Source organism: Streptomyces sp. Je 1-369, assembly GCF_026810505.1.
In the GTDB taxonomy this organism is placed as follows: Bacteria; Actinomycetota; Actinomycetes; order Streptomycetales; family Streptomycetaceae; genus Streptomyces.
The window spans coordinates 690,495-709,402 of sequence record NZ_CP101750.1; the positions used below are offsets into that span (position 1 = coordinate 690,495).

Annotated in this window: 17 protein-coding genes; 11 read left to right on the plus strand and 6 right to left on the minus strand. The window is 71.6% G+C overall.

What is annotated here, in order from left to right:
- Positions 1–24: 24 nt before the first annotated feature.
- On the plus strand, positions 25–1,368 hold the full coding sequence (locus NOO62_RS03175; RefSeq protein ID WP_268769347.1) for an aldehyde dehydrogenase family protein: 1,344 nt from the start codon (positions 25–27) through the stop codon (positions 1,366–1,368).
- 89 nt (positions 1,369–1,457) lie between these two features.
- Here NOO62_RS03175 and NOO62_RS03180 read toward each other — a convergent pair whose 3' ends face one another.
- Both NOO62_RS03180 and NOO62_RS03185 read right to left on the minus strand, forming a co-directional pair.
- Positions 1,458–2,822 carry an FAD-dependent oxidoreductase gene (locus NOO62_RS03180; protein ID WP_268769348.1) on the minus strand — a complete coding sequence of 455 codons (1,365 nt, stop codon included), beginning with the start codon at positions 2,820–2,822 and terminating at the stop codon, positions 1,458–1,460.
- 117 nt (positions 2,823–2,939) lie between these two features.
- Entirely contained in the window at positions 2,940–3,572 is a 633-nt protein-coding gene (locus tag NOO62_RS03185; protein ID WP_268769349.1) for a TOPRIM nucleotidyl transferase/hydrolase domain-containing protein, read from the minus strand.
- A 324-nt stretch (positions 3,573–3,896) separates the two neighbouring features.
- On the opposite strand from NOO62_RS03185, the gene NOO62_RS03190 reads away from it, so the two are divergent.
- Genes NOO62_RS03190 through NOO62_RS03200 form a run of 3 tightly spaced genes read left to right on the plus strand, consistent with a single transcriptional unit; the run spans position 3,897 to position 7,744 of the window.
- On the plus strand, positions 3,897–5,207 hold the full coding sequence (locus NOO62_RS03190; RefSeq protein WP_268775454.1) for a hypothetical protein: 1,311 nt from the start codon (positions 3,897–3,899) through the stop codon (positions 5,205–5,207).
- Positions 5,208–5,267: 60 nt separating this feature from the next.
- Positions 5,268–6,512, plus strand: coding sequence for an AAA family ATPase (locus NOO62_RS03195; RefSeq protein ID WP_268769350.1), 1,245 nt, complete (start codon positions 5,268–5,270; stop codon positions 6,510–6,512).
- Entirely contained in the window at positions 6,509–7,744 is a 1,236-nt protein-coding gene (locus tag NOO62_RS03200) for a DUF2201 family putative metallopeptidase (RefSeq protein ID WP_268769351.1), read from the plus strand. Before NOO62_RS03195 ends, NOO62_RS03200 begins: the two co-directional genes overlap by 4 nt.
- Positions 7,745–7,794: 50 nt before the next feature.
- Here NOO62_RS03200 and katG read toward each other — a convergent pair whose 3' ends face one another.
- On the minus strand, positions 7,795–10,020 hold the full coding sequence (gene katG, locus NOO62_RS03205) for a catalase/peroxidase HPI (RefSeq protein ID WP_268769352.1): 2,226 nt from the start codon (positions 10,018–10,020) through the stop codon (positions 7,795–7,797).
- Between the two features lie 253 nt (positions 10,021–10,273).
- Here katG and NOO62_RS03210 point away from each other — a divergent pair, with 253 nt between their 5' ends.
- On the plus strand, positions 10,274–10,690 hold the full coding sequence (locus tag NOO62_RS03210) for a Fur family transcriptional regulator (RefSeq protein WP_268769353.1): 417 nt from the start codon (positions 10,274–10,276) through the stop codon (positions 10,688–10,690).
- Positions 10,691–10,718: 28 nt separating this feature from the next.
- Here the strand turns inward: NOO62_RS03210 and NOO62_RS03215 are convergent, their stop codons facing one another.
- On the minus strand, positions 10,719–11,141 hold the full coding sequence (locus NOO62_RS03215) for a secondary thiamine-phosphate synthase enzyme YjbQ (RefSeq protein WP_268769354.1): 423 nt from the start codon (positions 11,139–11,141) through the stop codon (positions 10,719–10,721).
- A gap of 102 nt (positions 11,142–11,243) precedes the next feature.
- On the opposite strand from NOO62_RS03215, the gene NOO62_RS39220 reads away from it, so the two are divergent.
- The 6 genes from NOO62_RS39220 to NOO62_RS03240 all read left to right on the plus strand — a co-directional run bounded on the left by NOO62_RS39220 (position 11,244) and on the right by NOO62_RS03240 (position 16,707).
- Positions 11,244–11,327, plus strand: a complete 84-nt coding sequence (locus NOO62_RS39220; RefSeq protein ID WP_355809829.1) for a putative leader peptide — start codon at positions 11,244–11,246, stop codon at positions 11,325–11,327.
- A 206-nt stretch (positions 11,328–11,533) separates the two neighbouring features.
- Positions 11,534–12,421, plus strand: coding sequence for an ABC transporter permease (locus NOO62_RS03220; protein WP_268769355.1), 888 nt, complete (start codon positions 11,534–11,536; stop codon positions 12,419–12,421).
- Positions 12,394–13,191 carry an ABC transporter ATP-binding protein gene (locus NOO62_RS03225; RefSeq protein ID WP_268769356.1) on the plus strand — a complete coding sequence of 266 codons (798 nt, stop codon included), beginning with the start codon at positions 12,394–12,396 and terminating at the stop codon, positions 13,189–13,191. The genes NOO62_RS03220 and NOO62_RS03225 overlap by 28 nt, the downstream gene beginning before the upstream one ends.
- Before the next feature lie 86 nt (positions 13,192–13,277).
- The gene (locus NOO62_RS03230; protein WP_268769357.1) at positions 13,278–14,327 is read left to right on the plus strand and encodes an ABC transporter substrate-binding protein; all 1,050 of its coding nucleotides are present in this window, start codon (positions 13,278–13,280) and stop codon (positions 14,325–14,327) included.
- 2 nt (positions 14,328–14,329) lie between these two features.
- Positions 14,330–15,538, plus strand: a complete 1,209-nt coding sequence (locus NOO62_RS03235) for an LLM class flavin-dependent oxidoreductase (RefSeq protein WP_268769358.1) — start codon at positions 14,330–14,332, stop codon at positions 15,536–15,538.
- An 80-nt stretch (positions 15,539–15,618) separates the two neighbouring features.
- On the plus strand, positions 15,619–16,707 hold the full coding sequence (locus NOO62_RS03240; protein WP_268769359.1) for an NAD(P)-binding domain-containing protein: 1,089 nt from the start codon (positions 15,619–15,621) through the stop codon (positions 16,705–16,707).
- On the opposite strand, the gene NOO62_RS03245 is transcribed toward NOO62_RS03240, so the two are convergent.
- Positions 16,699–17,952 (minus strand): S8 family peptidase, encoded by a 1,254-nt coding sequence (locus NOO62_RS03245; protein ID WP_414930969.1) that lies wholly within the window; start codon positions 17,950–17,952, stop codon positions 16,699–16,701. The two genes, NOO62_RS03240 and NOO62_RS03245, sit on opposite strands and share 9 nt — an antisense overlap.
- A gap of 245 nt (positions 17,953–18,197) precedes the next feature.
- A complete protein-coding gene (locus NOO62_RS03250; RefSeq protein WP_268769361.1) occupies positions 18,198–18,899 on the minus strand; it encodes an antibiotic biosynthesis monooxygenase in 702 nt (233 codons plus the stop codon).
- Positions 18,900–18,908 lie beyond the last annotated feature (9 nt).

Consider the following 18,908-nt stretch of genomic DNA (forward strand, 5'->3'; position numbering starts at 1 on the left):
CACCGCACCCTGAGGATTCCCCCCATGCCCACCGACGTCGCCCTCACCGACCGGACCGCCTCCCTGGTCGCCCGGCTGCGCGCCACCTTCGCCACCGGCCGCACCCGGCCCCTCGCCTGGCGCCAGGAGCAGCTGACCCGGCTGCGCGCGCTGTTCACCGAGAACCGCGAGGCCATCGCCGACGCCCTCCACAGCGACCTGCACAAGCCCCGCCCCGAGGCGTACGGCGCGGAGATCGACCTGCCCGTGCACGAGATCGACCACACGCTGGCGCACCTCGCGCAGTGGCTGGAGCCGGAGCGGCTCGACCGGGCCTCCCTCGCCGGGCTGCCCGAGGGGTCCACGGCCGGCACGCAGTACGAGCCGCTGGGCACCGTGCTGGTCATCGCCCCGTGGAACTACCCGGTCCAGCTCTCCCTCGTACCGGTCGCCGGAGCGCTCGCGGCCGGCAACACGGTGATCCTCAAGCCGAGTGAACTCGCTCCGGCGACCTCGGAGTTGATCGCCCGTCTCGTGCCGCAGTACCTGGACCCGGAGGCCGTCGCCGTCGTCGAGGGCGGCATCCCCGAGACCACGGCGCTGCTCGCCGAGCGCTTCGACCACATCTTCTACACCGGCAACGGCACGGTCGGCCGCATCGTCATGCGCGCCGCCGCCGAGCACCTCACGCCCGTGACCCTCGAACTGGGCGGCAAGTCCCCGGTGTTCGTGGACCGGGACGCCGATGTCGCCACCGTTGCGGCCCGCCTTGCCGACGCCAAGTTCCGCAACGCCGGGCAGACCTGCGTCGCGCCGGACTACGTCCTGACCGATCCGGACACCGCCCGCACCCTCGCCGGCGCGCTCGCGGAGGCGGTGGAGCGTCTCTTCGGCGCCGATCCGCAGTCCTCACCGGCGTACGGGCGGATGGTGAACGAGCGGCACTTCGACCGCGTGAGCGGCCTGCTCGACTCCGGTACGACGGCGTTCGGCGGCCGGACCGACCGGGACGACGTGTACATCGCACCGACCGTCCTGACGGGTGTGACGGCGGACGACCCCGTCATGGCCGAGGAGATCTTCGGCCCGGTCCTGCCCATCGTGGAGGTCGCGGGCCTGGATGAGGCCATCGCGTTCATCAACGACCGCGACAAGCCGCTGGCTCTGTACGGCTTCACGGAGAACGAGACGACACGGCGCCGACTCGCCGCCGAGACCTCGTCCGGCGGCCTGGGCTTCGGACTGCCGATGGCTCATCTGCGCGTGTCCGAGCTGCCGTTCGGCGGCGTCGGCGAGAGCGGCATGGGCAGCTACCACGGCCCGCACTCCATCGCCGCGTTCAGCCACCGCCGCGCCCGCCTGGACGTGCCGCTCGGCAGCCGGTCGTAACGGCCGGACAGCGCTGTGCGCGGGTGAGTCGGGGGCGCACCCGCCGACTCACCCGCGCACTGCGGGACTCAAGCCGTGAACGTTGCGCGTTACGCGCCGCTCGCCTTGAGCATGTCCTCGCGCTCGACGATCTTCACGCGCTCGCGGCCGTGCGGCTCGCCGAGCGCCTTCTCCGCCGCGTCGAGGCGGTACCAGCCGTCCCACGTGGTGAAGCGGACGTTGCGCTCCCCCAGGAAGGCGTCGACGGCCTCGGGCTCGGGCGAGGCGGGCGCGTGCAGCCGCCCGTTCTCGCGGTCGTCGAGGAGGCTCGCGACGGTCTCGTTGGCGTCGCCCTTGGTGTGGCCGATGAGGCCGACGGGGCCGCGGCGGATCCACCCGGTGACGTACGTCGACTGGAGGTGCTCGCCGGACTCCTCGATCACGCGGCCCGCCACGTCCGGAACGGTGCCGGACGTGACGTCCCAGGGCAGCTTGGGCAGTTCGTCGGAGAGGTAGCCGACGGCGCGGTAGACCGCCCCGAGGTCCCAGTCCTTGAACTCGCCGGTGCCCTTGACGTTGCCGGTGCCGTCGAGGGCGGTGCGCTCGGTGCGCAGGCCGACGACCTTGCCGTCCTCGCCGAGGATCTCGACGGGCGACTCGAAGAAGTGCAGGAAGAGCTTGTGCGGGCGTTCGCCGACGTCGCGGATCGCCCAGTTCTCCAGGGTCTTGGCGACCATGTCGGCCTGCTTGTTGCCGCGCCGGGTCGCGATCGATCCGTCGTCGTAGTCGATGTCCTCGGGGTCGACGATGACCTCGATGTTCGGCGAGTGGTCCAGCTCGCGCAGTTCCATCGGGCTGAACTTCGCCTGCGCGGGGCCGCGGCGGCCGAAGACGTGGACCTCCAGGGCCTTGTTGGCCTTGAGTCCTTCGTGGACGTTCGCCGGGATCTCGGTGGGCAGCAGTTCCTCGGCGGTCTTCGCGAGGATGCGGGCCACGTCGAGCGCTACGTTGCCGACGCCGAGGACGGCGACCTTCTCGGCCTCCAGCGGCCAGGTGCGCGGCACGTCGGGGTGCCCGTCGTACCAGGACACGAAGTCCGCGGCTCCGTACGAGCCGTCGAGGTCGATGCCGGGTATGTCGAGCGCGCGGTCGGCGGTGGCACCCGTGGAGAAGATCACCGCGTCGTAGAAGGTGCGCAGGTCGTCCAGGCTGATGTCGCGCGGGTAGTCGACGTTGCCGAAGAGGCGGATCTGGGGCTTGTCGAGGACCTGGTGCAGGGCCGTGATGATGCCCTTGATCCGGGGGTGGTCGGGGGCGACGCCGTAGCGGATCAGACCGAACGGCGCCGGCATCCGCTCGAAGAGGTCGATCGACACACCCGGCTCGACCGCCACTGCGGACTTGAGCAGCGCGTCGGCGGCATAGATTCCGGCGGGACCGGCTCCGACAATGGCTACCCGCAGAGGGCGAGGCATGTTCAGGTTCCCTTCGAGCGGTGATGGAGTGACTCGAGGGAAAGCCTAAGCTAAGGCAAGCCTAAGTAAGTAGGCGGGTCATATTTATGACCTCATAAGGCAGTCTTATGACTCCCATCATGTGCGCTTGGGGCCTACGCTCGCGAGCAGGGCGTCCAGCGGAGCGGGTACTTCGCCGGGCGCGAGGGCCTCTGTCAGAAGACTGCCATAGCGGATCTTGCGCCCCTTCTTGGTGCCGAGGAAGCGTCGCAGCTGCTGATGGCGCGGTGTGCCCTGGTGGGCGGGCTGCCGCTGAAGAGTCTGCCAGGCGCGCAGGTCGCCCTCGTCCCGGATGATCTCCTCGACCCGCGCCGTGCCCAGCGCGCGGATGAGCTCGTCCTCCAGGTCGGCGGCACAGACGTAGATGTCCTGCCGCGTCGCCCCGGCCCGCTCGAGACCGCGATCGTAGAAACCCTGCTCGCGGACATCGCACAACCCCGTCAGGCGCAGGCCGAGACCGGGCGGCCCGAGCAGCCCGGCGTACCGGCCGACGCTCATCGCTCCACCCATCGGCACGACGCACACCCCTTCGGCGGCCAGGTCCCGGCCACGCCTCGCGGCCAGCGTCTCGACGGCCGCGAGGTCGCTCGGCCCCTCCAGAAGCACGGCCGTCCGCAGCCCGAGCCGCACGGCCAGGTCACGCGCGGGCCCGCCGGGCGCGCCCGCCGCCCAGCTGCCGACCGCGTCCCGGAACGCCCACATGTCCGCCATGGGCACGAGTCTGCACGTCCATCACCCGGCACGGCACCGAATATCGCCGGACAATCGGCCGCGCCGGGCTCGCGGTTGGTTTATCGCACTGACAGATCACTGCGGGGAGGTTACGATCGGCGCGATGACGACCCATGCCGAAGGCAGATTGGGGGTCCCGTCCGCGCAAGGTGAGTGCTGATGCTCACTCAGTTCGCGAACGGTCGCACCCTCCGTACCACTGACACCCCCTCTCCCCTCCCTCCCGTTTCTCCGTTCCTCTCCCCTGTTTCTCCGCCCGTCTCTTTCTGGCCGCGTGTACGAGAGTTCGCCGTGCCACCCTCGATGATCGAGACGGCGACGGCCCGCCGGGCGGTCGGCGACTGGGCGGGGGCGTGTTCCGCCGCCAACGTCGACGTCGACTTCAGCCTTCGCGCCGTGGCACGTACGTACGGTCGACACGCGGCGGCCCGACTCCGTTCCGACCTGCGCCACTTGGCACCTGACCTGCTGCGCTGGCACATGCCGAGGATCGCTCCCGACGGGTTGCTCCGCCCGGGACTGACCGTCGCGCTCGCCCGCTACGAAGCGACGGACCGAGCGACGGACGGAGCGGCGGACCAGGCAGGCGTGCGTCCCCTGTATCTCGTCGTCCGGACTCCGCCCGCCTGGGCCGACGCCGGTCAGCGCATCAGTCTCGCGCTGTGGGACGGCACCCGGACCCGCGCCGACCCGTCCCGCCACCACCCGCACCCCCACCCCCACCGGCGGTTCCGTCTCGACCTGCACCGCCACCTGTGGGACGCGCGCAGGGCCGGGGAGTTGCGGGAACGGTCCGGCACGGGTGTACCGGACCCGCAGTGGCGCCACTGTGCCGTCGACCGATGGGCGGACGAGGCCGCGCTCCTGTCGCGCACCGTCAGTCGGCCCTCCGGGCCCGTCGTCGTGCGACTGGGAGCCGGACGCCGCTTGATCATGGAGCCGGGACGGGGACCGGGGCCGGACGCGGATGCGGACGCCGTCGGAAGCGAGCACTCCCCCGGCTTCCGGCTCGTCGCTCCGGCCACCGTCGGCGACACTTCCGGGCTCCCCGTCCTGCCCGACGCCGCGACCTGGGTCCTGCCCGACCTGGAGCTTCTCCGGACCGGCACCCTCGCGGCAGAGCAACTGCACCCCCTGGTCGCCGCGGCGTTGGTACCCGGCTTCACCCCGCCCGGCCCGTCGAGCACTCCTCCCGCGGACCATCCCCGCATCGTCGAGTGCCGTGGCGCGCTGCACCGCATCGGCCTGGTCGACGGAACGCTGGCCCCGCTGGACCACGACCCCGCCGAGATACGCCGCGAGGAGCTCCTCGCCGCGCTCTCCGGCACCCCGCTGCCCTGCCTGCGAGTCATCGACGACGCCCACCGCAGGCCGGACTGTCTCACCGGCGTCCGCGAACGTCTCGACCACGGCGACATCGACGGCGCCCTCGCCGTCGTAGCAGCCCTGCTGGGTCCCGAAGCACTGCTGCGGGACGGCCCGTTGCGGGACGAGCTGGAGACGGCCGCGCGCCGGCGCGTCACACATGGGCTGTACAGGGCGGGGTTGATCGATCCCGCCCCCGATGCCCGCAACGCCCCCCGCTCACAGCTCTCACGCCGTACACACCTCTGACGCCGTACACACCCCTGACGCCGCACACACCCCTCACGACCGACCCAAAGGTGATCACACTTGCCCCAGCACATCACGGACCGCTCCACCCAACTCGACGTAGCAGACACCTTGTTGGGTCTCCTGCGTGACTCGACCACCGAACCCCGCACCGACACCCAGCTGGAAGCACTCACCCTCGCGGTCGCCGCCGACCTTCCCGTACTCCTGTGGGGAGAGCCGGGCATCGGCAAGACCGCGGCCCTGACCCAGCTCGCCGCCGCCCTGGACCTGCCGCTGACCACGGTGATCGCCAGCGTGCACGAGCCGTCCGACTTCTCCGGGCTGCCCGTCGTCGGGGACGACCCGGCCGTGCAGGGCGTCCCGATGGCGCCCCCGGACTGGGCCGTCCGCCTGGTCCGGGCAGGCCGCGGACTGCTGTTCCTCGACGAGCTGTCCACCGCTCCCCCGGCCGTCCAGGCCGCCCTGCTCCGCGTGGTCCTCGAACGGCGCATCGGCGCTCTCCGACTCCCGCCCGGTGTGCGGATCGTGGCCGCCGCCAACCCGCGATCCTCGGCAGCCGACGGCTGGGAGCTCAGCCCGCCGCTCGCCAATCGGTTCGTCCATCTGCAGTGGGCCCACGACCACGACGTGGTCGTACGCGGCCTCGGCGGGACCTGGCCGCGAGCCACGCTCCCCCGGCTCGCCCCCGAAAAGCTGACGGAGGCCGTGGAATTCGCCCGTCGCGGTGTGTGCGGGCTGCTGGCCGCCCGCCCCCGGCTCGTCCACCAGCTGCCCAGCGGCGAGGCGCGCCGCGGCGGCGCCTGGCCATCGCCGCGGAGCTGGGAGACGGCGCTGCGCCTCACCGCGTTCGCGACCGCCGCCGGCTCCTCGCGCGACGTCCTCTCTCTGCTGGTCAGGGGCGCCGTGGGCGACGGCCCGGGGCTGGAGCTGCTGGCCGCGCTGGACCGGATGGACCTGCCCGACCCCGAGCTGCTCCTCGCCGACCCCGCGCACGCCGACCTGCCGCAGCGAGGCGATCTGCGCCAGGCCGTGCTCGACGCGGTGGTGGAGGCGGTCAGGAAACGGCCGGAGAGGTCGCGGTGGGACGCGGCGTGGGCGCTCCTGGTCCGCGCCGTCGAGACCGGCGCACCCGATCTGATCGTCGTGCCCGCCACCACACTCGCCTCGTTGCGCCGGGAGGACTGGGACGTACCGGCCTCGATCGAGCGTCTGGCCGGGACCGTGGCCCTGTCCCGGCGTGCGGACCGTTCGCTGGCCCACGCCACGCGCAGGGCGGACGGCGCCGCCAAGGCAGGCCTGTGACGGCGGCGGACGCACTGGACCGGGACAAGCTCTTCACCGCCCGCCTTCACGCGGCCCGCGCCCGCCCCTACTTGGCGACGGCCCTGTTCGCCCTGCACACCGTCGCGTCACGGCAGGTGCCGACGATGGCCGTCGACCGGCACTGGCGGTGCTACGTCTCGCCGGGCTTCGTCGACCGTACGCCGGTGGAAGAGCTGGCCGGAGTGTGGGTGCACGAGGTGTCCCACCTGCTGCGCGACCACCACGGGCGCAGCGACCGGGTCGCCCGGGAGCGTGACCTGAACGGCCCCGGCGAGCGGCTGCGGATGAACATCGCAGCGGACTGCGAGATCAACGACGACGTGTTCGGGGAGGGTCTCGTGCGGCCCGAGGGCGCCATACGACCCGAGACGTTGGGGCTGCCCGAAGGGGAGCTCCTGGAGGACTATCTGCGCCAGTTCCGGCTCGGGCCGCGGACGCAGAGCATGTCCTGGCTGGACTGCGGGAGCGGCGCCGACGGGCTGGAGCGCGCGTGGGAACTCGGGCCGGACGGGGCGCACGGGCTCAGCGAGCAGGAGAGGGACGCGGTCCGCTTCCGGGTGGCCCAGGGCATCACCGCGCGGCCTGGCAGCGCGCCGAGAGGGTGGCGGCGGTGGGCGGAGGAGGCGTTCCATCCGCCGCAGCCGTGGCGGGAGTTGCTGGGTGCGGCGGTCCGCTCCGCGGCGTCGGGGCCCGGTGCGGGTGAGGACTACACGTACGGGCGGCCGGCGCGGCGTTCGGCCGGACTGCCCGGCGTCGTCCTGCCGAGTCTGCGGCGCAGGCCGCCGCGGGTCTGCGTGGTCATCGACACGTCCGGTTCGGTGAGCGACGCCGAACTGGGCAGCGCGCTCCTCGAAGTGACCGCGATCTCCCGTGCGGTGGGCGGCCGTCGCGACCTGGTCTCGGTGCTGCCGTGCGACGCGGCCGCCCCGTCCGTGCACTCGCTCTGCCGGGCGGAGGGGATTCCGCTGGTGGGCGGCGGGGGCACGGATCTGCGGGCCGGTTTCGCCAGGGCGCTGCGCGCGCGGCCCGCGCCCGACGTCGTCGTGGTCCTGACCGACGGGCAGACGCCGTGGCCGAGCGCGCGGCCCGCGTGCCGGACGGTGGTCGGGCTCTTCCCCCGGCAGGGGTCGGCCGGATCCTGGGACGAGGACGACCCCGACTACGTACCGGACACGCCGCCCGACTGGGCCCGCGTGGTGGAGATCGGGTAGGCGGCGCGTCCAGGTCGGCTCACCTGGACGCGCCGGTCACCCGGTGTGTGTCACGCGATGTCGAACCGGTCGAGGTTCATGACCTTGACCCACGCCGCGACGAAGTCACGTACGAACTTCTCCTTCGCGTCGTCGCTCGCGTAGACCTCGGCGAGCGCGCGCAGCTCGGAGTTGGAGCCGAAGACCAGGTCGGCCCGCGTGCCCGTCCACTTGACCGCGCCGGAGGCGTCGCGGGCCTCGAACGTGTCCTGCGCCTCGGACGTCGACTTCCACTCCGTGCCCAGGTCGAGCAGGTTGACGTAGAAGTCGTTGGTGAGGGTGCCGGGCCTGGTGGTCAGGACGCCGTGCTTCGAGCCCTGGTGGTTCGCGCCGAGGACGCGCAGACCGCCGACGAGGACCGTCATCTCCGGGGCGCTCAGGGTGAGCAGGTTCGCCTTGTCGAGCAGCAGGTACTCGGCGGGCAGGCGGCTGCCCTTGCCGACGTGGTTGCGGAACCCGTCGGCGACGGGCTCGATCTCGGCGAACGACTCCACGTCGGTCTGTTCCTGCGACGCGTCGACGCGGCCCGCGGTGAAGGGCACGTCGACGGCGAAGCCCGCGTCCTTGGCGGCCTGCTCGACGGCCGCGCTTCCCGCGAGCACGATCAGGTCGGCGAGCGAGACCTGCTTGCCGTCCGTGCGCGACGCGTTGAAGGACTCCTGGATGCCCTCGAGGGCGCGCAGGACCGTCGCCAGCTCGTCGGGGTTGTTGACCTCCCAGCCGCGCTGCGGCTCCAGGCGGATCCGCGCACCGTTGGCGCCGCCGCGCTTGTCGCTGCCGCGGAAGGAGGAGGCGGCGGCCCACGCGGTGGACACGAGCTGCGAAACCGACAGGTCCGAGGCGAGGACCTGCTCCTTGAGAGCGGTGACGTCGGTGGCGTCGATGCTCTCGTACGTCACCTCGGGCAGCGGGTCCTGCCACACCAGCGTCTCGCTCGGGACCTCCGGGCCGAGGTAACGCACGATCGGGCCCATGTCGCGGTGGGTCAGCTTGTACCAGGCGCGGGCGAACGCGTCCGCGAACGCGTCGGGGTCGTCCTTGAAGCGGCGCGAGATCTGCTCGTAGACCGGGTCGAGCCGGAGCGACAGGTCGGTCGTCAGCATCGTCGGCGCGTGCTTCTTCGTCTCGTCGAAGGCGTCGGGGACGGTGCCCGCGCCCGCGCCGTCCTTCGGCCGCCACTGGTGCGCGCCCGCGGGGCTCTTGAACAGCTCCCACTCGTAGCCGAAGAGGATCTCGAAGAAGCTGTTGTCCCACGTGGTGGGGGTGTCGGTCCAGATGCCCTCGAGCCCGCTGGTGATCGCGTCGGCGCCGACGCCCGTGCCGTGCGTGCTGCGCCAGCCCAGGCCCATCTGCTCCATCGGGGCGGCCTCGGGGTCGTCGCCGACCGCGTCGGCCGGGCCCGCGCCGTGGGTTTTGCCGAAGGTGTGGCCGCCCGCGATGAGGGCGACGGTCTCCTCGTCGTTCATCGCCATCCGGCGGAACGTCTCACGGATGTCGCGGGCCGCGGCGATCGGGTCCGGATTGCCGTTCGGGCCTTCGGGGTTGACGTAGATGAGGCCCATCTGGACCGCGCCGAGCGGGTTCTCCAGCTCGCGGTCGCCGGTGTAGCGCTCGTCGCCGAGCCAGTCGGTCTCGGGGCCCCAGTAGACGTCCTCGTCGGGCTCCCACACGTCGGCGCGGCCGCCCCCGAAGCCGAAGGTCTTGAGGCCCATCGTCTCCAGGGCGACGTTGCCGGTGAGGATGAGGAGGTCGGCCCACGACAGCGACTGACCGTACTTCTTCTTGACCGGCCACAGCAGACGGCGGGCCTTGTCGAGGCTGGCGTTGTCCGGCCAGCTGTTGAGCGGGGCGAAACGCTGCTGTCCCGCTCCTGCGCCGCCACGGCCGTCGCTGATCCGGTAGGTGCCCGCGCTGTGCCACGCCATGCGGATCATGAACGGGCCGTAGTTGCCGAAGTCGGCGGGCCACCAGTCCTGGGAGGTCGTGAGCGCCTCGGCGATGTCCCGCTTCACGGTGGGGAGGTCGAGGGTCTTGAACGCCTCGGCGTAGTCGAACTCCTCACCGAGCGGGTTGGCCGCGGCGGGGTTCTTCGCCAGGATCTTCAGGTTGAGCCGCTCCGGCCACCACTGCCGGTTCCCACCGCCCTGCGTCGGGTGCGGCGCGCGGTGCGCCACCGGGCAGCCGCCCGTCTCCTCCGGTTTGGGGTCGGTGACGATCGCGTCGTGGTTCTCGGTCATGGAAAATCCTTCCGGAGAGGGCGGATCGCGGTGCTCAGGAGCTGAGGGTGGTGGAGCAGGTGCACGCGCGGGCCGGAAGGCGATCCGGTGAAGTGAGGCGATCCAGTGAAGTCACGTGTAATTCCCTGCCGTTGCCCTGACCCTTGGCTGCCAGCCGGAACCGATCCTACGATGGACGAAATCCAAGTCAATACGAAAGACAGGCGCAGGCGTATTCATTCGTAAGGACTCTGCACAGTGAGGGTTGGTGGTCATGAGTGACCTGCTGCAACGGCTCCGCGGACGCGGCTGGCGGCTGACCGCCCAGCGCCGCGTGGTCGCCGAGGTGCTCGCCGGTGAACACGTCCACCTGACCGCCGACGAGGTACTCGCCCAGGCCACTGTCAGGCTGCCGGAGATATCCCGCGCCACCGTCTACAACACCCTCGGCGAACTCGTCTCGCTCGGCGAGGTGATCGAGGTGACGACCGACGGCCGCGCCAAGCGCTACGACCCCAACGCACACCGCCCGCACCAGCACTTGGTGTGCTCGGGCTGCGGCACGATCCGCGACGTCCACCCCACGGGCGACCCGCTGACCGACCTCCCGCCCTCGGAACGCTTCGGCTACGCGGTCACCGCGGCGGAGGTGACGTACCGGGGGCGCTGTCCGGGGTGTGCGGGGGGCTGAGCCCCGGACCTGCGACGAGGGCCAGTGGTCAGCCGAGGAACGACAGGCGCACCTTGCGGTTCGGGTTGTCCACGTTCGTGTCGACCAGGCACACCGATTGCCACGTCCCCAGCTCCAGACGGCCGTCGACGACCGGCAGGGTCGCGTGGGGCGGGACCAGGGCGGGGAGCACGTGGTCGCGGCCGTGGCCCGGGCTGCCGTGGCGGTGCTGCCAGCGGTCGTCCGCGGGGAGCAGCGTGTGCAGCGCGGCGAGCAGGTCGTCGTCGCTGCCCGCGCCCGTCTCCAGCACGGCGATGCCCGCCGTGGCGTGCGGGACGAAGATGTTGAGGAGGCCGTCGCGGCCGTCGGCCGCCTCGCGCAGGAAGGCCTCGCAATCGGCGGTGAGGTCGCGGACGACCTCGGTCGATCCTGTGGTGACCTGGAGGACTCGGGTGGTGAACGCAGCGGACATACGTCCATCCTGCCCCACGTCGGCTTCCATCCGCTGATACCGGAAGTCCGCCTTTCGAGACGCCATTGACCGTGCGTGGCCGAAGTGGCTACGTTCTGCGGCATGTTGCGTTCAGCCCTGCTCACCACGCGCGGTCACATCGACCTGCTGCGGGTGGCTTCCTCCGCGTGTCGTCGCGGCTGCTGACGCCTTTTCCGCGCTTTCGCGTTCTTCTGTTCTTCTCCTCTTCCGTGCACCGGTTACGGCTGGTTTGTGCTGCGTGCTGTCCCTCGTAGGCACGTGCGTCATGTGCGCGCCTTGAGCTGACGGCGTCCGGCCGTCCGCGCCCCGACTGCCGGTGAACCGGTCGTCCCCTCCCCTCCTCCTGCCGCCCCCTCCCCCGTGGAGCACCCATGAGCATCAGCCATGCCCCACCACACCCAGCCGCGCCCGACATATCCCCTAAATCATCTTCGGCTCCATCCCCCGACGCCGGACCCGAACTGCAAACCCTCGTCCCCTCCTCCACCCGCCGCACCCGCATCCCCCGCTGGCTGCGCCGCACCTCGGGACCGCTCACGCTGCTCGCCCTCTGGCAGGTCCTGAGCGCCACCGGCGTCCTGGCCGGTGACGTGCTCGCCTCACCCGGGACCGTAGCCCGGGTCGCGGGCGATCTCATCGAGAACGGGTCCCTGCAGAACGCCATGGGGGTCTCGCTGCAGCGCGTAGCCCTCGGGCTGCTCTTCGGCACCGTCGTCGGGACGGCTCTCGCCCTCGTCTCCGGGCTCTTCCGCATCGGCGAGGACCTCGTGGACGCCAGCGTGCAGATGCTGCGCACCGTGCCGTTCGTCGGGCTGATCCCGCTGTTCATCATCTGGTTCGGCATCGGGGAGGCGCCGAAGATCGCGATCATCACGCTCGGGGTGTCGTTCCCGCTCTACCTCAACGTGTACGCCGGGATCCGGGGCGTCGACGCCCAGTTGATCGAGGCCGGGGAGTCGCTCGGCCTGTCGCGATGGGGACTCGTGCGGCACGTCATCCTGCCGGGCGCGCTGCCCGGCGCCATGACGGGGCTGCGCTACTCGCTGGGCATCTCCTGGCTCGCCCTCGTCTTCGCCGAGCAGGTCAACGCCGACGCAGGCCTCGGCTTCCTCATGGTCCAGGCCCGCGACTTCCTGCGCACCGACGTGATCGTCGTCTGCCTGGTCGTCTACGCCTTCCTCGGCCTGACCGCCGACTTCGTCGTCCGAACCCTCGAAAGGCTGCTGCTGCAATGGCGACCGACGTTCACCGGCCGGTGACCACGACCGTGTCCTCCGCCGTCCGCGTCGACGGGCTGACCCGCACCTTCGACGGGCGTGCCGTCATCGACGACCTGCACCTCGACGTGCGTCCCGGCGAATTCGTGGCGCTGTTGGGCCGCAGCGGCTGCGGCAAGTCGACGCTGCTGCGCATCCTCGCCGGGCTCGACCGCGACATCGAGGGCACCGTGCTCGTGCCGCGCCGCAAGGCCGTCGCGTTCCAGGCGCCCCGGCTGATGCCGTGGAAACGCGTGTGGCGCAATGTGCTGCTCGGGCTGCCGGGCAAGCCCGACCGGGACGTCGCCGAACAGGCTCTGGCCGAGGTGGGCCTGAAGCACCGCACGAACGCCTGGCCCAAGACGCTCTCCGGCGGCGAGGCCCAGCGCGCCTCGCTGGCCCGTGCCCTGGTGCGCGAGCCCGACCTGCTGCTGCTCGACGAGCCGTTCGGCGCGCTCGACGCGCTCACCCGCATCAAGGCGCAGCGCCTCGTCGACGAGTTGTGGCAGCGGCGCGGATGCGCGGTTCTCCTCGTCACGCACGACGTCGAGGAGGCGGTACTCCTCGCCGACCGGGTCCTGGTCATGGACGGCGGCGTCATCGCGTACGAGACACGGATCGACCTGGAACGGCCGCGCGGCATCTCCGACCCCCGCTTCGGCAAGCTCCGCGCGGAGCTGCTCGAACGGCTCGGCGTCGAAGCGCCCGTTGAAGCGAACCCTGAAGCGCCCGCCGAAGCGAACGTTGAAGCGCCCACCGAAGCCGCCGCCTGAGCACTCCTCCCTCGCCGCCGCTCCCCGCCCCTTCCCCCTCCCCACGCCCCCGTCCCCACGTATCGAAGCGAACGGAACGAACCACCATGCGACGACCACGCCCCGCACCCGCCGCCGCCCTGCTCCTCCCCCTGGCCCTGCTGCTCGCCGCCTGCTCCGGCACCTCCTCCGCCGACAGTTCCATCGGCGGGTCGGGCGGCGGCACCGACGGAAAGGGTTCGTTGACCCTGAACGTCGGTGATCAGAAGGGTGGTTCGGAGGCCGTGCTGCGCGCGGCCGGGGAGCTCGACGACCTCGATTACAAGATCCGCTGGTCGACCTTCAGCTCCGGCCCGCCGCTCCTTGAGGCCATCAACGCCAAGGCCGTCGACATCGGCGGCATCGGCAACACCCCGCCCGTCTTCGCGGCGGGCGCGGGCTCGAAGATCTCCGTGGTGGCGGCGAGCCACGGGGCGGCCACCGGGGACACGATCCTCGTGCCAGACGACTCACCGCTGAAGAAGCCCCGGCAGCTGAAGGGCAAGTCCGTTGCCGTGGCGCAGGGTTCGTCGGCGCACTTCAACCTGGTCGCGTCCCTGAAGAAGGCGGGGCTCGACCTCAAGGACGTACAGGTCAAGTATCTCCAGCCGGCCGATGCGCTCGCCGCGTTCACCAGCGGCAAGGTGGACGCCTGGGCCGTCTGGGACCCGTACACCTCGCAGGTCCTGCGCGCGAAGACGGGCCGTGTCCTGACCGACGGCGACGGTCTTGTGAACGGGCTGGCCTTCCAGGCGGCGGCACCCGGCGCCCTCGACGACAAGAAGAAGGCCGCGGCGATCTCCGACTACCTGGACCGGCTCCGCAGGGCCCAGGACTGGGTCTACAAGCACCCCGAGGCCTGGGCGAAGGTCTGGGCGCAGGACACCGGCCTCCCCTACGAGGTCGCGCTCGACGCCGTCAAGCGCACCAACGGCACCCGGGTCCAGGTAGCCGTGGACAAGAACGTGATCGCGTCCGAGCAGGAGATCGCGGACACCTTCACCGATCTGAAGCTGATCCCGCGCCGCATCGACTTCGGCGACTTCGTCGACACCCGCTTCAACGGCGATCTGCCGCCCTCCACCACCGAGCCGCGCTCGTACCGCAAGGAGTCCTGACCATGAACGTCCACCTGCACTGGTTCCTGCCGACGGGCGGCGACGGCCGCACCCTCGTCGACCGGCACGCCTACACGGACGGGGGCATCGCACGCTCCCGCGTCACCCCGGTGAGCGGCGTGCGCGCGCCCGACATCGAGTACCTGGCCCAGATCGCCAAGGCCGCGGAGCAGTTGGGGTTCGAGGCCGTGCTCACCCCGACCGGTACGTGGTGCGAGGACGCCTGGCTGACGACGGTCGCGCTCGCCCAACACACGGAGCGGCTCAAGTTCCTCGTGGCGTTCCGCCCCGGCGTCATCTCCCCCGTGCTGGCCGCGCAGATGGCGGCGACGTATCAGCGCATCACCCGCGGCCGACTGCTCCTGAACGTGGTGACGGGCGGCGACTCGACCGAGCAGCGACGGTTCGGCGACCACTTGGACCACGACCGCCGCTACTCCCGCACCGACGAGTTCCTCTCGGTCGTACGAGGAGTGTGGGGCGGCAAGCCGTTCGACTTCCTCGGCGAGCACTTCCAGGTGGACGGCGGGCTCACCGCGCTGCCGCCGGATCCGCTGCCGGAGATCTTCTTCGGTGGCTCGTCGGCCGCCGCGGGGCCTGTCGCGGCACGGCACACGGATGTGTACCTGACCTGGGGTGAGCCGCCCGAGCAAGTGAAGCAGAAGATCGACTGGATTCGCGGGCTCGCCGAGAAGGAGGGCCGCACGGTCCGGTTCGGCATCCGGCTGCACACCATTTCTCGCGACTCGTCCGCCGACGCGTGGGCGACCGCGAACCGGCTGCTCGACGACCTCGACCCGGACACGATCGCCGCGGCCCAGGAGGCGCTCGGCCGCAGTGAGTCGGTGGGGCAGCAGCGGATGCTCGCGCTGCACGGCGGCTCGCGGGACAAGCTGGAGATCTCGCCGAACCTGTGGGCCGGTGTCGGCCTGGTGCGCGGCGGGGCGGGCACGGCTCTGGTCGGCAGCCACGCCGATGTCGCCGACCGGATCGAGGAGTACCACGCGCTCGGCGTGGAGCACTTCGTACTCTCCGGCTATCCGCACCTGGAGGAGGCGTACTGGTTCGGCGAGGGCGTCATTCCCGTGCTGGCCGCGCGTGGGCTGCTGCCGCGGATCCCGGCGTCGCCGCTGTCCGGCGTGCCCGCGGCGAACGGCCGCCCCGCCTCCGCCCCGGGCGGCGCGCCGCTGCTGGTCGCGGGCGGTCGCTGAGACGGGACCGGTCACCGGCGGCCGGTGAGAAGGGCCGGGCCGCCGGGAAGATCCTGGACCCCGATGAAGTTAGTAGAAACGTGAACGACACCGGGGTAAGAATTGCGGACGTGGTGGTCGTCGGCGCCGGGCAGGCCGGCCTGTCCAGCGCCTACCACCTGCGGCGGGTCGGCTTCGAGCCGGACCGGGACTTCGTGGTCCTCGACCACGCGCCCCGGCCCGGCGGCGCCTGGCAGTTCCGGTGGCCTTCCCTGACGTACGGGAAGGTGCACGGCATGCACGCGCTCCCCGGCATGGAACTGACAGGAGCGGACCCCGCACGCCCGTCGTCGGAGGTCGTCGGGGAGTACTTCGAGGCGTACGAGCGACGCTTCGACCTGCGCGTACGGCGCCCCGTCGACGTCCACGGAGTCCGCGAGGGCGAGGACGGCAGGCTGCTCGTCGGGACGTCGGCGGGCACGTGGTCGACGCGGGCCCTGATCAGCGCGACGGGGACCTGGGACCGGCCGTTCTGGCCGCGCTACCCGGGGCAGGACACGTTCCGCGGACGGCAGTTACACACGGCGGTCTATCCGGGCCCCGAGGCCCTCGCGGGACAGCGGGTGATCGTCGTGGGCGGCGGCGCGTCCGGTACGCAGCACCTCATGGAGATCGCCCCGTACGCGGCGTCGACCACCTGGGTCACCCGCAGCGAGCCGGTGTTCCGCGAGGGGCCGTTCGACGAGAACTGGGGGCGCGCGGCCGTCGCCATGGTCGAGGAGCGCGTACGTCAGGGGCTGCCGCCGCGGAGTGTGGTGTCCGTGACGGGGCTGCCCATGAACGACGCGATCCGGCGGGCGCGGGCCGACGGCGTCCTCGACCGGCTGCCGATGTTCGACCGGATCACACCGACGGGCGTCGAGTGGGACGACGGCCGCCGCGTGGACGCGGACGTGATCCTCTGGGCGACCGGTTTCCGCCCCGCCGTCGACCACCTGGCGCCACTGCGGCTGCGCGGCCCGGGCGGCGGCATCCGCCTTGAGGGCACGAGGGTGGCCGCGGACCCCCGTATCCACCTCGTCGGCTACGGGCCCTCGGCCAGCACGATCGGCGCCAACCGCGCGGGGCGCGCGGCGGTGCGCGACGTCCAGCGACTCCTGGCCGGAACCTCGGTCCAGGCCCTAGCCTAGGTACAGTGTGTAGAGCAGCTTGTCCGGGGTGACGGGCGGGCTGCCTTGCAGCACTCCTGTGGTGGCGTTGTCCACGAGGCCCTTCTTGACCTGCGCCGGGGTGTCCGTGGGCCGGACGCCCAGATGCAGCGCGGCCGCGCCCGCCGCGTGCCCGGTGGCCATCGACGTACCGCTGAGGGTGGCCGTCGCGGTGTCGCTGTCCTTCCAGGCGGAGGGTATCTGCACGCCCGGTGCGAACAGGGACACGCACGAGCCGTGGTTGGAGGAGGACGCCCGGCGGTCGCCGCGGTCGCTCGCGCCGACGCTGATGGTCTCCGGCACCCGGGACGGCGACGTGTTGCAGGCCCCGCCGGCCTGGCCGGAGCTGCCCGCCGCGACCGTGTACGTGACGCCGGAGCGGATGGAGCGCCGCACCGCGCTGTCGAGGACGTCGCTGGCCGCCCCGCCCAGACTCATGTTCGCGACCGCCGGTTTCGCGGCCTTCGCCGTCACCCAGTCGATGCCCGCGACGACCCCCGAGGTGGTGCCCGAGCCCTGGCAGTCGAGGACGCGCACCGCGACCGGCCGCGCCTGCTTGGCCACGCCGTACGTCTTCCCCGCCGCGATACCGCCCACATGCGTGCCGTGCCCGTTGCAGTCGTCACCGTTCCGGCCGTCGCCCACCGTGTCGGTCCCGACGGAGGCGCGGCCGCCGAACTCCGCGTGGGTGGTGCGCAGCCCGGTGTCGATGATGTAGATGCTCACGCCGGGGGCGGTGGTGCGGTAGGTGTACGTGGTGGACAGCGGGAGGCGGCGCTGGTCGATGCGGTCGAGGCCCCAGGGGGCGTTGGGCTGGGTCTGGTCCTTCGCGCTGTCCGCACTGTCCGCACTGTCGATCCGGACCCGGGTGTCCTGGCGGACGTACGCGACACGGGGATCGGCGGCGAGTCCGGCCGCCTGTGACCGGCTCATCCGAGCGGAGAATCCGTGCAACGCCGCCCGGTACACGTGCCCGAGCCGCGCTCCTTCGGCCCGGCCGACGAGCTCGCGCGCCACGCCGGACACGGCGGAGTCCCTCAGCCGCTTCTGGTCCTTCAGTACGACGATCCAGCCGTCCGGCACGGCGACCTCGGAACCGCCCGCGAGCCGCAGCTCTCCCCCGGCGGAGCCGGGCGCGGCGTGGGAAGAGGGAGTGACGGTGAGCAGTCCGGTGGCTGTCAGCGCGGCGGAGAGCAGCACCGCTGTCTGCCGCCGACGGGAGGGCATTCTCATTCCCGGTGCACCTGAACCTTTCATCGACTGACCAGGGAGGGGGTCGGGCCATGTGCGGTGCGGTGCTGAGTGAAGCGGTGCTGAGCGAAGGGGGTGCTGAGTGAAGGGGGTGCTGTCTGCGCGTGTTCGGTCGAGCGCGCCTGCCAGCCTCTCGCGCCGCTCAACGCGGCACAAGAGGCCGAACGGTCCCTGCGGCAGTGCTGAGGCGGGGCGCTACGACGGAGTGCCGGGCCCGCGACTCACGGCGCGGCGACGTTCACCAGGCTCTTGTACGGGAGGTAGCGCGGCACGCTGGGCTGGGTCGGAGCCGGAGTGACGCCCTCCAAGCCCTCGATCATCGTGCCCAGTTCGACCGTGCCGCCGCTCTCGGCGAAGCGCCGCCAGGCGGACATGTCGCGCCACTCGGCGTGGTTGAGGACCCTGCGGCCGTCCTTGCTCGTGTGGAAGTGGGCCGCGAGCAGCCCCGGCGGCCGGGTCCGCTCCAGGATCGCGATGACGCCGTCGATGAACGCGCGCTGGCTGTCCGGCCCTTCGGTCTCGAAGATGGGAGTGACCAGGGCGCCGGGGGTGCTCTCCGTTCCCTCATCGGTGGCGTAGCTGCGGTAGAGCGAGTAGCGCACCTCGCCGGGCCGTTCGATGCCGAGCACCATGCGGTCGACCCTGCTGATGTCCTCGGAACACCGGGCCGCGCGCGCCCACTCGCGGTGGGAATCGTCGTCCGTCCACTGCGCGTAGTTGAGGACCTCGCGGCCGTTCTCGCTGAGGAAGGTCGTGAACGAGAGCATGGCGTCCGGGCGTTCCTGGTGTTCCCACTCCTCGATCACCAGGTCCGCCGCCTGCTTCTGGACCCCTGGAACCGGCAGGGTCCAGGAGCTGACGAGGATCGTCCCGGCGTCCGCCCGCCGGACGTCGGGAAAGGCACGGGTTATTGGTGCGGCCATGGTCGGCTC

What these genes read in the sequence shown, in the direction of transcription:
- NOO62_RS03190 (WP_268775454.1), top strand. Translation starts at nt 3,897, where the DNA reads ATGATCGAGACGGCGACGGCCCGCCGGGCGGTCGGCGACTGGGCGGGG.
- NOO62_RS03230 (WP_268769357.1), top strand. Translation starts at nt 13,278, where the DNA reads ATGCGACGACCACGCCCCGCACCCGCCGCCGCCCTGCTCCTCCCCCTG.
- NOO62_RS03250 (WP_268769361.1), bottom strand. Translation starts at nt 18,899, where the DNA reads ATGGCCGCACCAATAACCCGTGCCTTTCCCGACGTCCGGCGGGCGGAC.
- NOO62_RS03235 (WP_268769358.1), top strand. Translation starts at nt 14,330, where the DNA reads ATGAACGTCCACCTGCACTGGTTCCTGCCGACGGGCGGCGACGGCCGC.
- NOO62_RS03225 (WP_268769356.1), top strand. Translation starts at nt 12,394, where the DNA reads ATGGCGACCGACGTTCACCGGCCGGTGACCACGACCGTGTCCTCCGCC.
- NOO62_RS03175 (WP_268769347.1), top strand. Translation starts at nt 25, where the DNA reads ATGCCCACCGACGTCGCCCTCACCGACCGGACCGCCTCCCTGGTCGCC.
- NOO62_RS03220 (WP_268769355.1), top strand. Translation starts at nt 11,534, where the DNA reads ATGAGCATCAGCCATGCCCCACCACACCCAGCCGCGCCCGACATATCC.
- NOO62_RS03185 (WP_268769349.1), bottom strand. Translation starts at nt 3,572, where the DNA reads ATGGCGGACATGTGGGCGTTCCGGGACGCGGTCGGCAGCTGGGCGGCG.
- NOO62_RS03245 (WP_414930969.1), bottom strand. Translation starts at nt 17,952, where the DNA reads ATGCCCTCCCGTCGGCGGCAGACAGCGGTGCTGCTCTCCGCCGCGCTG.
- NOO62_RS03215 (WP_268769354.1), bottom strand. Translation starts at nt 11,141, where the DNA reads ATGTCCGCTGCGTTCACCACCCGAGTCCTCCAGGTCACCACAGGATCG.
- NOO62_RS39220 (WP_355809829.1), top strand. Translation starts at nt 11,244, where the DNA reads ATGTTGCGTTCAGCCCTGCTCACCACGCGCGGTCACATCGACCTGCTG.
- katG (WP_268769352.1), bottom strand. Translation starts at nt 10,020, where the DNA reads ATGACCGAGAACCACGACGCGATCGTCACCGACCCCAAACCGGAGGAG.
- NOO62_RS03180 (WP_268769348.1), bottom strand. Translation starts at nt 2,822, where the DNA reads ATGCCTCGCCCTCTGCGGGTAGCCATTGTCGGAGCCGGTCCCGCCGGA.
- NOO62_RS03210 (WP_268769353.1), top strand. Translation starts at nt 10,274, where the DNA reads ATGAGTGACCTGCTGCAACGGCTCCGCGGACGCGGCTGGCGGCTGACC.